Origin of the sequence: Intrasporangium chromatireducens Q5-1 (genome assembly GCF_000576575.1) — a bacterium.
GTDB lineage: Bacteria > Actinomycetota > Actinomycetes > Actinomycetales > Dermatophilaceae > Intrasporangium_A > Intrasporangium_A chromatireducens.
The window spans coordinates 1-17,073 of record NZ_AWQS01000078.1 but is presented as its reverse complement, the minus strand read 5'-3'; the positions used below and the strand labels follow the sequence as shown (position 1 = coordinate 17,073).

Here is a 17,073-nt window from a genome sequence, read left to right as displayed (position 1 = left end):
GCAGCGGCCGGGGCACCCGGAGTTTGCGCTCGCTCGACGGTTCGGACCCGGAGTTTGCGCTCAGTCGACGGTTCGGACCCGGAGTTTGCGCTCAGTCGACGGTTCGCAACCGGAGTTTGCGCTCGCTCGACGGGGGGGGTCAGGTGGTGGGCCAGCCGGTGTAGCACTCGGCGATGTGGGCGGAGCCGAACCGGGACGAGACGATGTCGTTCAGCTGGCCGAGCTGGCGCCGCGCATCGAAGGGGGTCTCGTCGGGCAGCGAGTGCAGCATCGTCGTCATCCGGTACGAGAACTGCTGCGCCTTCCAGACCCGTTCGAGGGCCCGGGTGCTGTAGGTGTCGAGCAGCTCGGTCTTGCCGAGGTTGATCGCCGCGTCGAGCAGCTCGTGGAGCACCTTGACGTCCTGCAGGGCCAGGTTGAGGCCCTTGGCGCCCGTGGGTGGGACGGTGTGCGCGGCGTCCCCGGCCAGGAACAGGTTGCCGTGGCGCATCGGCTCGCAGACGAAGCTGCGGAAGGGCAGCACAGTCTTCTCCGTGATCGGTCCCTCGATGAGCCGGAAGCCGCCTCCCTCGACGCGGGTCTGCAGCTCCTCCCAGATCCGGTCGTCGCTCCAGGCGTCGATGTCCTCGGTGGGGGAGCACTGGAAGTACATCCGCTGCAGGACGTCGGTGCGCTGGCTGATCAGCGCGAAGCCGCGGTCGTGCCGAGCGTAGATCAGCTCGGGGGCGCTGGGCGGCGCCTCGACCATGATCCCGAACCAGGCGAAGGGGTACTCCTTGTAGTACTGCCGTCGCAGCGACTCGGGCAGCTCGTGCCGGCACATGCTGCGCGACCCGTCCGAGCCGACGAGGTAGTCGCAGCGGACCTCGTGGTCGACGCCATCCGCGTCCGTGAAGCTCATGACCGGGCGACCCGTCACCTCACGGACCGCCGGGTTCGTCACGCCGAACCGCACGTCGCCCCCGTCGCGGGCCCGGGCGTTCGCGAGGTCGATGAAGACATCGGTCTGCGGATAGAGCCACACCGAGGCGCCGACCAGCTCCTGGAAGTTGATCCGGTGCCCCTCGCCGCCGAACCGCAGCTCGATGCCATGGTGCTCGTAGCCGTCGGTCAGCACCCGGCCGTCGACGCCGGTGTCGGTGAGCAGGCGCACGCTGTCCTGCTCGAGGATCCCGGCCCGGTTCGTGTGCTCGATCTCCTCGCGGGAACGGATGTCGATCGCCACCGACTCGATCCCGCTCAGGGCGAGCAGGTGCGAGAGCATGAGGCCGGCAGGGCCGGCGCCGACGATTCCGACGGTGGTGGACTCGGTGGGCATGGGCGACCTTTCTCACGCGGGCGCGCACCGGCGCGGACCCGACCTTTCTCTCATCCTCCCGCCGTCGCGCCGGGAGTGGGAGAGAGGGTCATCAGACGGGCTTCGCCGTGGGCCAGGGCCAGGGCGAGCAGCCGTCGAGGCCATAGGTCTGCTGCATCATGACCGGCGCCGGCTTGTTCTTGCCGGGGCACGATGCGTGGCCGTGGCCGATGCCGTGGCCGACCTCGTGGTTGACCTGGTAGATGCGGTAGGTCGCGACGTCCTTGCCGTAGGCCTCCTCGACCCCGAGCAGCCACCGCTTGGCGTTGAGGACGGCCCGGCCGTTCGCGAAGCAGCTGACCCTGCCCCGCGTCTCCAGCGGCGCACACAGCTTGTCGGTCGTGTCGGGGCTCGCGAGCGTGACCCGGATGTCGACCTGGTCGCCCCGCTGCACTTGGGCCGGCGTCACGTTGACGAAGCGGACCTTGTCCTGGGTCTCCCAGCCCCGCTGGTCGTTCAGCACCCGGGCGACGGTCGTCGCGTAGTCGCGGGTGTCGACGCCGAGACCGCCCTCCGTCTCGACCGTGTAGCGCACCGTCCGGCCCGACGCCGGCGCGGGGCCCGTCGCCCCCGCGGGCACGGCGAGCACGGTGAACTTGCCGTCGCCCCGCGGCACGACCGTGGGCGTGGCGCTCGCGGGCGGCGTGCTGTCCGTGCCCCGGCCCGGCTCGCTGGTGTCCGTCATCGCCGACCGCACCGCGGCCGTCGGTGGGAGCGCCCCGGCCCGCGTGCCGACGCTGAGCAGCGTGCTCACAGCGCTCGCCGGGACGGAGCCGGTGCCCTGGCCGGCAGCGCCCGAGGCGACGGCCCACACGTCCGCCACGACACAGGCGAGGACCGCGGCCGCGGCGACCGAGCGGCGGCGGGCGGCCACCCGCTCGCGCCTGTGCGTCGCCCGTGTCGACATGCCACCACGCTAGGCCACCGCCACCCGCCACCCGCCGATTTGGCTCGGCGCGCCCGGACAACTACCCTTGGGGACGACCAATGACCGCCGGTTGGAGACCGTGTCCACACGGGCTCCCGAAGGTTCCGCACGATGCGGGCAGCCAGCGCAGGTGACTCAGCGAAGCGGCATACAACGTATGCTGCCGTGCCCCGAGCGCTTGCGCCGGGGCCTTTTTCGTGTGGGCCCTGCGGGCCACCACCCGGCGGTCGCAACGCAAGGGAAGGAGGCCCAGATGGCAAACGCCGAGAAGACGGCAGCCATCGCCGAGATCGCGGACAAGTTCCGTGAGTCCGGCGCGGCCGTTCTCACCGAGTACCGCGGTCTGACCGTGAAGCAGCTCTCCGAGCTGCGCAGCTCGCTCCGAGGACACGCCACCTACGCCGTGGTCAAGAACACGCTGACGGAGATCGCCGCCAAGGAGGCCGGGATCTCGGCCTTCGACGGTCAGCTCCAGGGCCCGACCGCGATCGCCTTCGTCACCGGTGACCCGGTCGAGGCGGCCAAGGGCCTGCGTGACTTCGCCAAGGCACACCCCCTCCTCGTGATCAAGGCTGGCGTCCTCGACGGTCGGCCCTTGAGCCCCGAGGAGATCACGAAGCTCGCCGACCTCGAGTCGCGTGAGGTTCTGCTCGCCAAGCTGGCCGGCGCCATGAAGGGCTCGCTCAGCAAGGCTGTCTACCTCTTCGCCGCACCTCTCGCGCAGACCGCTCGCGTCGTCGACGCTCTGCGCCAGAAGGTCGAGGCAGAGGGCCCGGCCACGACTGCTCCGGCAGCCGAGCCGGCCGAGTCGGCCGAGACCGCTCCTGCGGCCGAGGCCAGCACCGACGTCGCCGAGGGTGGCGACGAGAGCTGACGCCCCAGGCGTGACAGCTCGATCCGATTAACAGCCACTCACGGCATCAGTACGAAAGGAAGCCATCATGGCGAAGCTCAGCACCGAAGAGCTCCTTGACGCGTTCAAGGAGATGACCCTCATCGAGCTCTCCGAGTTCGTGAAGCAGTTCGAGGAGACCTTCGAGGTCACCGCCGCTGCCCCCATGGCCGTTGCCGCGGCCCCGGCTGCCGGCGGCGCCGGCGGCGAGGCCGCCGCCGAGGAGGAGAAGGACGAGTTCGACGTCGTCCTCACCGCCGCTGGTGACAAGAAGATCCAGGTCATCAAGGAGGTCCGCGCGCTCACGAGCCTCGGCCTCAAGGAGGCCAAGGACCTCGTCGACGGCGCTCCCAAGCCCGTCCTCGAGAAGGTCGACAAGGCTGCGGCCGAGAAGGCCAAGGAGCAGCTCGAGGGCGCCGGCGCCACCGTCGAGCTCAAGTGAGCTGTCCCGGCTAGCCGGGAACTCCAGCACCGCGAAGGCGGGTCCGACTCGTCGGGCCCGCCTTCGCTTGCGTTCTGGCGCGGGGCGCTACCTTGCCGCTTCGCGGGCGGGGCGGTGGCGCTCGCTCCGGTGTGAGCGGCATACGTGTTGCGCTCGAAGCCTCCCCAGGAGGGATGTATGCCGCTCACAGTCGCTCGCGCTCACCCACCCCGCCCGCTCGTGCTCGCATCCGCTTGGGCTCGCGCTCACCCCCGCCCGCTCGTGCTCAGGTCGCCATCGGGCCACCACAGAAATCCAGCCGGTGGTGAGTTCTCGTGCCGAATGGGTCGGATCCACCACAGAAATCCAGCCGGTGGTGGATCAGCGAGATCTGGGAGGCGGTCAGAACGCGGCGCCGGGGTTGAGGATGCCCTGCGGGTCGAGGGCGTCCTTGATCCGGTGCGTCAGGGCCATGACGTCGGGACCGAGCTGGTCGGGCAGCGCGGCCCGCTTCAGCCGGCCGATGCCGTGCTCGCCCGTGATCGTCCCGCCGAGGCGGATGGCCAGGTGCATGACCTCGACGAAGGCCTCGGCGGCTCGTTCCTTGGCGGCCTCGTCCCCACGGGGATAGAGGATGATCGGGTGGGTGTTGCCGTCGCCGGCGTGCGCGACGGTCGGGATCTGCACGTCGTGCCGCTCGGCGATCGCGGTGATCCCGGTGAGCAGCTCGGGCAGCTGGGGGACGGGGACGCCGACGTCCTCGAGCATGAGCGCACCGAGGCGCTCGATCGCCGGGAATGCCGCCCGTCGCGCGGCCGCGAACATCTCGCCCTCGGCCGGGTCGTCGGTGACGAAGCACTCCTTGGCGCCGACGCTCTCGCAGGCGGCCCGGATCAGCTCGATCTCCTGGGCTCGTGCGGCACCCGGTGCGTCCGACTGGCAGAGGAGCAATGCCCCTGCGGCCCGGTCGAGCCCCATCGCCTGGTAGTCCTCGACGGCGTTGATCGACGCGTTGTCCATCAGCTCCATCATCGACGGTCGCAGGGTCCGACCGACCTCGACGACCGCCCGGGCCGCCGCCTCGACGGTCGGGAAGGTCGCCACGAGCGTCGCCGCCGGCGGCTGGGCGGGCACCAGTCGCAGGACCGCCCGCGTCACGATGCCGAGCGTGCCCTCGCTGCCGACGAAGAGCTTGAGCAGCGACAGCCCGGCGACGTCCTTGACCCGCTTGCCACCGAGCCGGACCAGCGTCCCGTCGGCGAGCACGACGTCGAGGCCGAGGACGTAGTCGGTCGTCACGCCGTACTTGACGCAGCACAGGCCCCCGGCGTTCGTCGCGATGTTGCCGCCGATCGAGCAGATCTCGAACGACGCGGGGTCGGGCGGGTACCAGAGGCCCTGCTCCGCGGCAGCCGCCTTGACCTCCGCGTTGAAGGCGCCCGGCTCGACGACCGCGGTCCGGGTGGCGACGTCGATCTCGATGGCCCGCATCCGGTCGAGCGAGAGCACGATGCACCCCTCGACGGCGCAGGACCCGCCCGACAAGCCACTGCCCGCGCCCCGCGGCACGACCGGCACACCACGAGCAGCGGCCCAGCGGACCGTCGCCACGACGTCGTCGGCACTGCCCGCGCGGACCACGCCCAGCGGCATACCGGCCGCCTCGGACTGCGTCCAGTCGCGTCGGTAGCTCTCCACGGTGGCGGGGTCGGTCGTCAGCGCGCCCTCGGAGAGGGCGCCGCGCAGCTCGTCGAGGTCGATCGCGTCCACGAGGTCACCGTAACCACACAGTGCGGTATGCCGCTGTGTCTCCGCCCATGTCGGCGTCCAGTCAGTAGGTTGTGCCCATGGCATGGCTGTCACGCGCGAAGAAGTCGGACATCGATGGGTCCACCGGGCAGATGGGCGCCGTCGCCGCTCCGTCGGCCACTGCGGGGGTCGAGGCTCCCGCCGGGACGGCGCCGGGCCCCGTCGGGCGGTACGGGCCGCTCGTCGCCATCACGTCCTTCGACCAGGCACCGGTCGAGCTGGGCTGGCAGACCCCGGTGAACGGTGAGCTGTACCGGCTCGTGCCGGGCCCGGACCGGCCGGACTACTCGATCATGGTCCTCGAGCGCTCGATCCACTTCTACCCGTCCGAGCAGTTCGACCTCGGACGGGTGCCGGCCGAGCGCCGGGTCGCGGACCGGAAGGGACGACCCATGGTGCGCGTCGACGCCCTCGTCGTCTGCTCGCGGTTCGTCGGGCAGCAGCTGCACCCGGGCATGCAGGACCTGCCGGTCAACATCGCCTACGTCATCGACGACGCCGTCCTGACCGACCCGAGCCTCGACTTCGGCAAGATCGAGTACGCCGCCATCGGGCTGCTGACCGAGGGCCGGTCGGGGGACGCGCCGGAAGCGGCCGCGTCAGCCGAGGCGCAGGCGACGGCACCGGTGCCGGCGACAGGTGCTCCGTCCGCTGACGGTGAGGGAGCCTTCGGTGAGGCGGCGCGGATCCTGAGGGAGGGCGTCGAGGCGCAGCGCGGCGGTCCGGTCCAGCACCTCACGGCGACGCTCACCCTCGACGACGCCTGCCACGTCGTCGGGCTGACCGGCGTCGCCGACGGCAGCCCTCCGGTGCCGACCCGCGAGACCTTCGACCGGCTCAACGCCGCCCTCTCGTCGATGCGGAGCAGCGCGGGCGGTCCGCTCGAGGCCCTGGTCGTCACCGTCACGGGGTACGACGTGTCGTGGGAGGCGCGGCATCGTAGCTGAGGCCGCGGTGCCGGGGGCGGCAATGCGCACAATCGTCGAAATCGTCGGGGCCGAAAGCCCCATTTCGCCCCTTCCTCTCAGTAAGGTGACCGGCGGGTAACCTCGCGGCCACCGCGGGGTGCTGTCCAGAGTCCCCCGACGGAGAGGTGCCAGATGGGCGTGGAGATCGCGGTCACCGGGCTGACGAAGACCTTCGGCTCGCAGACGATCTGGCGGGACGTGACCCTGACCCTGCCCGCCGGCGAGATCTCCGTCATGCTCGGCCCGTCCGGCACCGGCAAGTCGGTCTTCCTCAAGACCCTCGTCGGCCTGCTCAAGCCTGACCGCGGCTCGATCGTCATCGACGGCAAGGACCTGACCAGACTGCGCGAGCACGACCTCTACGAGGTCCGCAAGCTGTTCGGGGTCCTCTTCCAGGACGGCGCGCTGTTCGGCTCGATGACCCTCTTCGACAACGTCGCCTTCCCGCTGCGCGAGCACACGAAGAAGACCGAGGCCGAGATCGCCCGCATCGTGCACGAGAAGATGGAGCTGGTCGGCTTGGAGGGCGCCGAGAAGAAGCTGCCCGGCGAGATCTCCGGTGGGATGCGCAAGCGGGCCGGTCTGGCCCGCGCGCTGGTCCTCGACCCCGAGATCCTGCTCATCGACGAGCCGGACTCCGGCCTCGACCCCGTCCGCACCTCCTACATCAACCAGCTGTTCGTCGACCTCAACGCGCAGATCGAGGCGACGTTCCTCATCGTCACCCACGACATCAACACCGCCCGCACCGTCCCGGACAACATCGGCCTGCTCTACCACCGGCACCTGGCGATGTTCGGCCCCCGCGAGATGCTCCTGTCCTCCGAGGAGCCCGTCGTGCGACAGTTCCTCAACGCCCAGACCATCGGACCGATCGGCATGTCGGAGGAGAAGGACGCGGACGAGCTCGCCGCGGAGTCGGGCCGCGAGCTGCCGCCGCTCCCGCCGATCCCGCCCCAGCTCGGCACGAGCGACGGCCGGCCCCGCCGCGGGGAGCGACCCGCCGGGGAGTGGTGCCGAGAGCACGGCGTCACCCCGCCGCCGGGCTCCTTCCAGACCGCAGGTGCGCTCACGCCGCCACGCCAGACGGAGTATGCCGCTGAGCTCGCGACCGCCGCCGCGCCCGGTCCCGCCGGTGGCCCGGTCGGCGCCGTCGGGGAGGTGGACTGACGTGGCCGCACCCCTGACGGGGGTCCTGCGACAGTCGGGCTCGCTGTTCGCCCTGGCGCTCGACGTCCTGCGGGCCCTGCCGCGGCGACCCTTCCAGGTCAAGGAGTTCATCCAGCAGTCCTGGTTCATCGCGAGCGTGACGATCCTGCCGACGGCGCTCGTCTCGATCCCGTTCGGGGCGGTCATCGCCCTCCAGCTCGGCACCCTGACCCGCCAGCTCGGAGCGCAGTCCTACACCGGCGCGGCGAGCGTCCTCGCGGTGCTGCGGGAGGCGAGCCCGATCGTGACCGCCCTGCTCATCGCCGGCGCGGGCGGGTCGGCGATCTGCGCCGACCTCGGCTCGCGCAAGATCAGGGAGGAGATCGACGCGATGGAGGTCCTCGGCATCAGCCCGATCCACCGCCTCGTCGTGCCCCGGGTGCTCGCATCGATGCTGGTCGCGGTCCTGCTCAACGGGCTCGTGTCCGTCGTCGGCGTCGTCGGCGGCTACGTCTTCAACGTCATCGTCCAGGGCGGCACCCCCGGCGCCTACATCGCCTCGTTCACCGCGCTGGCGCAGCTACCCGACCTCTGGACCGCCGAGATCAAGGCGCTCATCTTCGGTGCGATCGCCGCGATCGTCGCCGCCTACAAGGGCCTGGGTGCCGGAGGCGGCCCCAAGGGCGTCGGTGACGCCGTCAACCAGAGCGTCGTCATCACCTTCATGCTCCTGTTCGTCGTCAACTTCGTCATCACCGCCGTCTACTTCCAAGTCGTCCCACAGAAGATCTGAGAGGCCGACATGACGAACTGGAGCCTGCTGGAGGTCGCGTCGCGACCGGCCCGTGCCCTCGACTCGCTCGGCGAGCAGATGCGTTTCTACGTCCGCTCGCTCGCCTGGAGCGGTCGGACGATGCGCCGCTACCGCAAGGAGGTGCTGCGCCTGCTCGCCGAGGTGTCCCTCGGCACGGGGGCCCTGTCGGTCATCGGCGGCACGGTCGGGGTCATCGCGTTCCTCGCGTTCTTCACCGGGACCGAGGTCGGCCTGCAGGGCTACTCCTCCCTCGAGCAGCTCGGCACCGGCGCCTTCACCGGCTTCTTCGCGGCCTACCTCAACACGCGCGAGATCGCGCCGCTCGTCGCCGGCCTCGCCCTCGCCGCGACGGTCGGCTGCGGGTTCACGGCCCAGCTCGGGGCGATGCGCATCTCCGAGGAGGTCGACGCCCTCGAGGTCATGGGCATCCCGTCGCTGCCGTTCCTCGTCACGACCCGGATGATCGCCGGCTTCATCGCCGTCATCCCGCTCTACGTGCTCGGCCTGCTCAGCTCCTACGCCGCGACCCGGTTCATCGCCACGTCCTACTTCGGGCAGTCAGAGGGCACCTACGACCACTACTTCCACCTCTTCCTGCCGCCCGGCGACGTCTTCTGGTCGTTCGCGAAGGTGATGGTCTTCGCCGTCGTGATCATCCTCATCCACTGCTACTACGGCTACACGGCCTCGGGCGGCCCGGCGGGGGTCGGGGTCGCCGTGGGCAAGGCGGTGCGGACCTCCATCGTGGCCATCAACGTCGTCGACTTCTTCCTCTCGCTCGCCATCTGGGGTGCGACGACGAGCGTCAGGATCGCCGGATGACGCAGGCACCACCGGAGCAGCCGGCCACCGACGTGTCGACCGACGCGACACCGGGGCCGGTCACCCAGCACACCCGCTGGCGCCTCGGCACCAAGGCCTACGGTGTCGTCTTCCTCGTCGTGCTCGCCCTGCTCCTCGGGCTCGCGATCGCCGCGTACCAGAAGCGGTTCACGCCGGTCGTGCGGGTCACCCTCGAGACGAGCCGGATCGGCAGCCAGCTGCAGGAGAGCTCCGACGTCAAGCTACGCGGCCTGCTCGTCGGCGAGGTGCGCCACGTCGAGGCGACGCCGCAAGGGGCCCGGATCGAGCTGGCGCTCCAGCCGGACGAGGTCGGCAAGATCCCCTCCAACGTCAACGCCCGGCTGCTCCAGAAGACGCTCTTCGGTGAGCGCTACGTCGACCTCGTCACCGTCGGTGCGCCGAGCCCGCGACCGATCCGAGCCGGCGACGTCATCACGCAGGACCGCAGCCGGGTCGGGATCGAGCTCGAGACCGTCTTCGACAACCTCTACCCGCTGCTGCGCACCGTGCAGCCGGCCCAGCTCGCCACGACGCTGGGGGCGCTCGCGACCGCTCTCGACGGGCGCGGCGACCAGCTCGGGGCCAACCTGGTCCGGCTCGACCGTTATCTCAAGGCACTCAACCCGCACCTGCCGGTCCTCCAGCAGGACCTCGGGCTGCTCGCCGACACGGCCGACATCTATGCCGACGTGGCACCGGACCTCTTCCGGCTCACCGACTCGCTGCGCGTCACGAACCGCACGGTCGTCGACAAGCAGCAGCAGCTGGCGGCCTTCCTCGTCGGCACCACCGGGTTCGCCCAGGACACCGCCGGGTTCCTGCACCAGACGGAGGAGCGCATCATCCAGGTGGGTCGCGTGTCGCGGCCGACGCTCGCGGTCCTGGCCCGCTACGCCCCGGTCTACCCCTGCCTCGCCGGTGGCCTCACCGGCTGGTTGCCCCGGATCAACGGCGCCTTCAGCGGCGGCACCTTCCACATCACCCTCGAGGTCGTCCCGCCCCGCCAGCCCTACCGGCCGGGGGAGGAGCCGCGCTGGGCCGACAAGCGCGGCCCGCACTGCTACGGCCTGCCCAGCCCCGGCGGCAGCCAGAGCAACCCCTACCCCGGCGAGCACTTCAACGACGGCACCCGGCCGGCCAGCAACGCCTCCCCGCTGTCCTCCTCCAAGCCCGGCATCTTCGGTGCCGCGGCCGACTCGGGGACGGCCGGGACCGCGGAGGAGCAGCAGGTTGTGGCAGCGCTCCTCAGCGGGGGCGGCGAGCCCCAGCCCAGCGGCATACAGACTCTCCTGGCGGGCCCGCTCATGCGCGGGACGGTGGTGAGCAACGGATGACGACCCGAGCCAGCCTCGTCAAGCTGCTCGTCTTCGCGGCGGTCACCATCACCGCGACGAGCGTCCTCGCGCTGACCATCGCCAACATCCAGTTCGGCGACAAGTCGACCTACACGGCGGTCTTCACCGACGCCACCGGCGTGCAGGCGGGCCAGGACGTCCGGATCGCCGGTGTGCGGGTCGGGGAGGTCACGGACGTCCGGGTGGCGCCGCACCGGGGCGGCGACGGCGCAAGCGCCGAGGTCGAGATCCGGGTGCTGCGGTCGTCGCCGCTCACCCGGGGCACCGAGGCGACGATCAAGTACCGCAACCTCGTCGGCCAGCGGTACGTCGCCCTGAGCCAGGGCGTCGGTGGCGCCACGCCGCTGCCCGACGGCGCCGTCATCCCACTGGAGCGCACCCATCCCGCGCTCGACCTGACCGTGCTGTTCAACGGCTTCAAGCCGCTCTTCGCGGCGCTCTCGCCCAAGGACGTCAACGAGCTGTCCCAACTGATCGTGCAGACCCTGCAGGGGGAGGGCGGCGACATCAACTCCCTGCTGTCGAGGACCGCCTCGCTCACCTCGGCGATCGCCGACCGTGACGCCGTGATCGGCCGCACCGTCGACAACCTCAACGCCGTGCTCGGCACCGTCGACGAGCACGACACGCAGCTCGCCTCCCTCATCGACCAGCTCCAACGCTTCACGACCGGCCTGGCAGCGGACCGGGAGGCGATCGGTGGCGCGCTCGACGGCATCAACTCGCTGTCGGCCGAGACCGCGGGGCTGCTCGTCACGACCCGGCCGGCGATCAAGGACGACATCGCCCAGCTGCGCACGCTGGCCGGCACGTTGAACAAGCCGGACAACGCGAAGCTCTTCGAGGAGTTCATCACGACCGTCCCGAACCGGATCACCACCCTGACCCGCACCGCGAGCTACGGCTCCTGGTTCAACTTCTATCTGTGCCGGTTCGACAGCAAGCGACCGGTGCTCCCCGGCGTCACCCCGACGTACAACGTGGCCGCTGCGAGGTGTTCGTCGTGAGGTGGGCGAGCGTGCCGTTCCGCGAGCGCAACCCCGTGCCGATCGGGGCCATCGGGCTGCTCGTGATCGCCGGCCTGCTGGCGCTCGCGTTCAACGCGGAGAAGCTGCCCCTCATCGGCGGCGGCACCAGCTACAGCGCCGCCTTCAGCGAGGCCGGGGGGATCAAGCCCGACGACGACGTGCGCGTTGCCGGGGTCAAGGTCGGCAAGGTCACCGGCGTCGACCTGGAGGGCAGCCACGTCCGCGTCGACTTCCGGGTCACCGAGGACGTCGGGTTCGGCACCCTCACGGGGGCCTCGATCCGGATGAAGACCATCCTCGGCGAGAAGTACCTCGCCCTGGACCCGCACGGGCCGGGTCGGCTCGCCGCCGATGCGCAGATCCCGTTGCAGCGCACCGTCAGCTCCTATGACATCGTCAACGCCTTCCAGGACCTCACGACGACGACCGAACGGATCGACACCGACCAGCTGGCCCGCTCACTGACGGTCCTGGCCGACGAGTTCAAGGACAGCCCCGACCACGTCCGCGCGGCGCTCGACGGGCTGTCCCGGCTGTCCCGGACGATTGCCAGCCGCGACGCCGAACTGTCCCAGCTGCTCGCACACGCGAACAAGGTGAGCGGGCTCGTGGCGAGCCGCAACGAGCAGGTGGGCAAGATCATCACCGACGCGGACCTGCTCATGGTCGAGCTGGCCAAGCGCCGCGAGCAGATCCGCACCCTGTTCAAGAACACGTCCGAGCTCGCCACCCAGCTGACCGGGCTCGCCCAGGACAACCGCGCCCAGCTCGCCCCGGCCCTCAAGGCCCTCGACTCGACCCTTGCCCTCCTCGAGAAGCATGACCAGGACCTCGAGAAGACGATCCGGGCCATGGCACCGTTCACCCGCGTCTACGCCAACACCGTCGGCACCGGCCGGTGGTTCGACACATGGGTCTCCAACCTCGTCGTCCCCGTTGGTGCGCCGGCCCTGTCGACGCCCGGCACCAAGCTGCCGAGCCTGCTCGGAGGAGGACGCTGATGGCGCAGCCCGACAGCACCGTCGAGGCCCCGGGGGCTGGCCCTCGGCGCCAGGGTCGCGGTCTGGGCCTGCGTCTGGCCCGCGGTCACCGTCTGCTGCTTCGCCGACCGCGGCTCCCGCGCACGCTGCTGTCCCGCCTCGTCACCGCACTGGTCGTCATCGGTCTCGTGGCGGCCGCCGTCGCGGTCTGGCCGCGCAGCTCGCTGACGACGGTCAGCGCCGACTTCGTCCGCGCCGTCGGCCTCTATCCGGGGTCCGACGTGCGCATCCTCGGCGTCCGCGTCGGCCAGGTCGACTCCGTCGTCCCCCAGGGCGACCACGTCCACGTGACCTTCAGCTTCGACGACGCGCACCGGGTGCCGTCGACGGCGCGGGCCGCGATCGTCGCCCCGTCGCTCGTGTCGGACCGTTACGTCCAGCTGCTGCCGGTCTACACGGGCGGCCCCGCGATGGCGTCCGGAGCGCGCATCCCCTTGGAGCGCACGGCCGTCCCCGTCGAGCTGGACCGCATCTCCCAGAGCCTGGACGACCTCATGGTCGCCCTCGGCCCCGACGGCGCGAACAAGGACGGAGCCCTGAGCCGGCTGCTCCAGACATCGGCCGCCAACCTCGACGGCAACGGTGAGCGGGTCCACTCCACGGTGCACGACCTGTCCACCGCTCTGGGCACCCTCTCCGGCAGCAAGGACGACCTCTTCGGGACGGTCAAGAACATCCAGTCCTTCACCTCGATGCTCGCGTCGAACAACGACCAGGTCCGGCGGCTCAACTCCGACCTCGCGACGGTCGCCGTGCAGCTCGGCGAAGAGCGCGAGAACCTCAAGCTGGCCCTGAAGAACCTCGGGGTCGCGATGAACGAGGTCTCCTCCTTCGTCAAGGACAACCGGGCCCTGTTGAAGACGGACGTGGCGCGGGCGGTGGCGATCACCGAGACCATCGCGAAGAACCGGGATGCCCTGTCGGAGACGCTCACCAATGCGCCGGTGGCCCTGTCCAACCTGCAGAACGCCTATCACCCGCAGACGGGCACCCTCGACACGCGCAACAACGCCAAGGGGCTCGACGACCCGCTGCTCCTGCTCTGCTCGATCCTCACCGGACCGACGCACACCGGCAACAGGAAGCTGTGCTCGACGCTCAAGGCCACCGTCCTGCCCCTCCTGCCGAAGCTGCCGCCGCTGCCCGCCGGCCTGAGCCTCGACGGCGCCCTGGGCAAGGACGGCCTGATCAACCTGCGGGGCGCCGACCCCACGCTGGGCGGGCTGCTGGGAGGTGGGCACTGATGGGTCCTCGCGCGCGCCCGGCTTCGCCGCGAGCGACGGTGCGGAAGGTCCGGGTGGCCGCCGCCGCCGTCGTCGCGGTGATCACGCTCGGCACCGTGTCCGGCTGCTCCGCGTATGACCTGCCGCTACCCGGAGGAGCGGGCGTCGGCAGCGACTCCTACACGGTGACGGCCGACTTCGCCGACGTTCTCGACCTCGTCCCGAAGTCGTCCGTCAAGGTCAACGAGGTGACGGTCGGCTCCGTCGAGGAGGTGCGCGTCAGCGGCTGGACCGCCCGGGTCCGGCTGCGCCTGCCCAACAAGGTCGTCCTGCCGGACAACGCCGTCGCCGAGCTCAAGCAGACCTCGTTGCTGGGCGAGAAGTATGTCGCCCTCGCGCCGCCCACCGACGAGGCGCCCGAGGGACGGCTGGGCAACGGCGACCGCATCCCACTCTCACGGACCAGCCGCAACCCCGAGGTCGAGGAGGTCCTCGGCGCACTGTCGTTGCTCCTCAACGGTGGTGGTGTCGCACAGCTGAAGACCATCGAGACCGAGCTCAACAACGCGATGCGCGGGCGCACCGGCGACATCAAGGACGTCATCGGCCAGCTCAACACCTTCATCGGGGGCCTCGACGACCGAAAGGCGGACATCCTGCGCGCCATCGACAGCATCGACCGGCTCTCCGCGACGTTGGCCAAGAACCAGGACCGGATCGGGAAGGCCCTCGACGAGCTGCCGGCCGGCCTCAAGGTGCTGGCGGACCAGCGGGAGAAGCTCACCGCGATGCTGACCTCACTGCAGGACCTCGGCGCGGTCGGCACTCGCGTCATCCGTGGCGCGCGCGCAGACCTCGAGGCGAACCTCAAGGCGCTCGGCCCCATCCTCACCCAGCTGAACGCGGCCGGCGACGACCTGCCGAAGTCCTACGAGCTCCTGCTGACCTATCCCTTCCCGGCGAGTGCGCAGTCCGCGATCCACGGCGACTTCACGAACCTCTGGGCGACCCTCGACACCGACCCGAAGACGATCGCGGGCAACCTCGGCGTCGGACGCCTGCCGGCGGTGCCGACGGCCCCGCCGACGAGCGGACAGCCGCGCCCCACCGTGCCGGGCCCCTCGCTGCCGTTGCCCACCGTGCCGTTGCCCACGGTCACCCTGCCCACCGTGCCCCTGCCGACGCTGACCTCGCCGACGCTGCCCACCGTCCCATTGCCGACCCTGCCGCTCTCGCAGACCGACGCGCAGAGCCAGAGCGAGCCGTCGGCCTGGCTGGCCCTGTTCCCGACGGGAGGCAGCCGATGATCACGCGCAAGGTCCGTCTCCAGCTGGCCGCGTTCGCCCTGCTCTCCGTCGCCCTGGTCGCAGTCCTGTCGGCCGGCTACGTGGGGCTCACCGACCGGCTCCTGGGCGGCAGCTACCGGGTCTCGGCCGACCTCGCCCAGTCCGGCGGGATCTTCGTCGGCGCGGAGGTCACCTACCGTGGCGTGACCGTCGGCAAGGTCGAGGGCCTGCGGCTGTCGAAGGACGGGGTCATCGTCGACGCGCGGCTCGACCGGGGCACGCAGGTGCCCAAGGACGCCCGAGCCGTCGTCGAGAACCGCTCTGCCGTCGGGGAGCAGTACCTCGACCTGCAGCCGCAGGGCTCGGGCCAGCCCTACCTCCGGGCGGGAGACACGATCCCGCGGGACCGCACGGCGTATCCCATCCGGGTCGACCAGCTGCTCCAGCACATCAACAACACCGTCGCGTCAGTGCCGAAGGCGGCTCTCGTCACGACCATCGACGAGCTGGGCCAAGCCTTCCAGGGCGGGGGAGCGGACCTGCAGCGGCTCATCGACTCGGGCGACAGCCTCACCGCAGCCGCCACCGAGGCGCTGCCCGAGACGACCAAGCTGATCGACGACGGCCGCATCGTGCTGGACACCCAGGTGCGCAGCGGCAAGGACATCCGCACGTCGGTCAAGGGCTTCGCCGACGTGGCGGACGCCCTGGCGACCGCCGACCCCGACCTGCGGCTGGTCCTCGACCGGGGCACCGTGGCCGTCAAGGAGCTGGACGGCCTGATCATGGACAACAAGCAGAACATCGCGGCCCTGCTGGCAAACCTCATCACGATCGGCAACGTCACGACCTCGCACGTCGACGGCATCGAGCAGATGCTGGTGACCTACCCTGACGTCGTCGTCGGCGGCTACACGGTCGTGCCGGGCGACGGCACGGCGCACTTCGGGCTGGTCCTCAACGCCGACGACCCCAAGGCGTGCGAGCAGGGCTACGGCGGGACGAGGAAGACCGACCCGCACCAGACGACGAACCTGCCTCCGGTCAACACCGGAGCCCACTGCGCTGCCCCGCGGGGATCGGGCATCAACGTGCGCGGCGCCCAGAACGCACCCCACGCCGGCTCCGGAGGGACGCAGAGCTACCCCATGTCGTATGGCGCCCAGCCCGTTCCGCTCGGCATGGCGGGTGCCGCTGTCAATCCGGCCGCCCGCACCGTGAGCGCCCCGGCGGGGCCGGCCGACGCGACCGGTGCGCAACGGTGGCTCTGGATGATGCAGGGGGCCCTGCAGTGAAGACCCCTGCCTCCGTGCAGAATGGCGAGCCGATGGCCGAGCAGGAGGGCGACGCCCAGATGACCGACGCGACGACGACGGACCAGCGGACCGGTGCGCGGCTGTGGCGACCCTCCGCGACGGCGCTCTGGTGGCTGGCCGCCGTCCTGCTCGTGGCCGCCGTCGCCGTCGGGGCGACCCTGGGTCGAGCGGCCTGGGAGGCTCGCGCGGAGGCGGCGAACGAGGCCGAGGCGCTCGCGGCGGGCAAACAGCTCGCGGTCAACTTCGTCACGATGCGGGCCGACTCCTTCGACACGGACGCGGCCCGCGTCGTGGCCGGGGCCACCGGCGGGTTCAAGAAGGAGTACGAGTCGACGCTGTCCCAGCTCAAGCCGGTCGTCGTCGAGAACAAGACGTCCTCGACCGTCGAGCGCGCCGAGGCATCCCTCGTCTCGGCCGACGGCGACTCGGCGCGGGTTCTCGTCGGCGTCGTGGCTCCGACGACGAACGCCGCGACCAAGACGCCACAGAAGAAGACCTACCGACTGCGCCTCGACCTGACCAAGGTCGGGACCGAGTGGAAGGTGAACAACCTTGAGTTCGTCAGCTGAGGGGCGCCGGGCGGCCGCCACGCCCGGGGCAGGGTCGCGCAAGCGCGTCGCGGGTTCCCGCCGGCGGACCGCGCC

16 protein-coding genes are annotated in these 17,073 nt (G+C 70.8%); 13 read left to right on the top strand and 3 right to left on the bottom strand.

Going from position 1 to position 17,073, the window contains the following annotated elements; translation table 11 throughout:
• Nucleotides 1-139: 139 nt before the first annotated feature.
• Both N864_RS11040 and N864_RS11035 read right to left on the bottom strand, forming a co-directional pair.
• Entirely contained in the window at nucleotides 140-1,318 is a 1,179-nt protein-coding gene (locus N864_RS11040; RefSeq protein ID WP_034716503.1) for a 4-hydroxybenzoate 3-monooxygenase, read from the bottom strand.
• 91 nt (nucleotides 1,319-1,409) lie between these two features.
• Nucleotides 1,410-2,264: a DUF3152 domain-containing protein gene (locus N864_RS11035; protein WP_051518458.1), complete on the bottom strand. Its 855-nt coding sequence runs from the start codon at nucleotides 2,262-2,264 to the stop codon at nucleotides 1,410-1,412.
• A gap of 274 nt (nucleotides 2,265-2,538) precedes the next feature.
• Here N864_RS11035 and rplJ point away from each other — a divergent pair, with 274 nt between their 5' ends.
• Together rplJ and rplL are read left to right on the top strand one after the other, a co-directional pair.
• Nucleotides 2,539-3,159, top strand: coding sequence for a 50S ribosomal protein L10 (rplJ, locus tag N864_RS11030; RefSeq protein WP_034716501.1), 621 nt, complete (start codon nucleotides 2,539-2,541; stop codon nucleotides 3,157-3,159).
• Nucleotides 3,160-3,226: 67 nt separating this feature from the next.
• Complete coding sequence (rplL, locus tag N864_RS11025; RefSeq protein WP_034716499.1) at nucleotides 3,227-3,619, top strand: 50S ribosomal protein L7/L12; 393 nt, start codon at nucleotides 3,227-3,229, stop codon at nucleotides 3,617-3,619.
• A gap of 381 nt (nucleotides 3,620-4,000) precedes the next feature.
• Here rplL and N864_RS11020 read toward each other — a convergent pair whose 3' ends face one another.
• A complete protein-coding gene (locus N864_RS11020; protein WP_051518457.1) occupies nucleotides 4,001-5,368 on the bottom strand; it encodes an FAD-binding oxidoreductase in 1,368 nt (455 codons plus the stop codon).
• 77 nt (nucleotides 5,369-5,445) lie between these two features.
• Between N864_RS11020 and N864_RS11015 the strand changes: the two genes are divergently transcribed.
• The 11 genes from N864_RS11015 (at nucleotide 5,446) to N864_RS10965 (ending at nucleotide 16,998) form a co-directional block, all read left to right on the top strand.
• Nucleotides 5,446-6,354, top strand: a complete 909-nt coding sequence (locus N864_RS11015) for a hypothetical protein (RefSeq protein ID WP_034716497.1) — start codon at nucleotides 5,446-5,448, stop codon at nucleotides 6,352-6,354.
• 153 nt (nucleotides 6,355-6,507) lie between these two features.
• The gene (locus N864_RS11010) at nucleotides 6,508-7,545 is read left to right on the top strand and encodes an ABC transporter ATP-binding protein (protein ID WP_051518456.1); all 1,038 of its coding nucleotides are present in this window, start codon (nucleotides 6,508-6,510) and stop codon (nucleotides 7,543-7,545) included.
• 1 nt (nucleotide 7,546) lies between these two features.
• Nucleotides 7,547-8,317: an MlaE family ABC transporter permease gene (locus N864_RS11005; RefSeq protein ID WP_034716495.1), complete on the top strand. Its 771-nt coding sequence runs from the start codon at nucleotides 7,547-7,549 to the stop codon at nucleotides 8,315-8,317.
• Between the two features lie 9 nt (nucleotides 8,318-8,326).
• Complete coding sequence (locus N864_RS11000; RefSeq protein WP_034716493.1) at nucleotides 8,327-9,160, top strand: MlaE family ABC transporter permease; 834 nt, start codon at nucleotides 8,327-8,329, stop codon at nucleotides 9,158-9,160.
• Nucleotides 9,157-10,515 carry an MCE family protein gene (locus N864_RS10995; RefSeq protein WP_081793707.1) on the top strand — a complete coding sequence of 453 codons (1,359 nt, stop codon included), beginning with the start codon at nucleotides 9,157-9,159 and terminating at the stop codon, nucleotides 10,513-10,515. Before N864_RS11000 ends, N864_RS10995 begins: the two co-directional genes overlap by 4 nt.
• Complete coding sequence (locus tag N864_RS10990) at nucleotides 10,512-11,543, top strand: MCE family protein (protein WP_034716491.1); 1,032 nt, start codon at nucleotides 10,512-10,514, stop codon at nucleotides 11,541-11,543. The genes N864_RS10995 and N864_RS10990 overlap by 4 nt, the downstream gene beginning before the upstream one ends.
• Entirely contained in the window at nucleotides 11,540-12,565 is a 1,026-nt protein-coding gene (locus N864_RS10985) for an MCE family protein (protein ID WP_034716509.1), read from the top strand. Before N864_RS10990 ends, N864_RS10985 begins: the two co-directional genes overlap by 4 nt.
• Nucleotides 12,565-13,848, top strand: coding sequence for an MCE family protein (locus tag N864_RS10980; RefSeq protein ID WP_081793705.1), 1,284 nt, complete (start codon nucleotides 12,565-12,567; stop codon nucleotides 13,846-13,848). Before N864_RS10985 ends, N864_RS10980 begins: the two co-directional genes overlap by 1 nt.
• 53 nt (nucleotides 13,849-13,901) lie before the next feature.
• Nucleotides 13,902-15,134, top strand: a complete 1,233-nt coding sequence (locus N864_RS10975; protein ID WP_240474292.1) for an MCE family protein — start codon at nucleotides 13,902-13,904, stop codon at nucleotides 15,132-15,134.
• The gene (locus tag N864_RS10970; protein WP_034716488.1) at nucleotides 15,131-16,408 is read left to right on the top strand and encodes an MCE family protein; all 1,278 of its coding nucleotides are present in this window, start codon (nucleotides 15,131-15,133) and stop codon (nucleotides 16,406-16,408) included. The genes N864_RS10975 and N864_RS10970 overlap by 4 nt, the downstream gene beginning before the upstream one ends.
• Nucleotides 16,405-16,998, top strand: a complete 594-nt coding sequence (locus N864_RS10965; RefSeq protein ID WP_240474291.1) for a hypothetical protein — start codon at nucleotides 16,405-16,407, stop codon at nucleotides 16,996-16,998. Before N864_RS10970 ends, N864_RS10965 begins: the two co-directional genes overlap by 4 nt.
• Nucleotides 16,999-17,073: the final 75 nt, after the last annotated feature.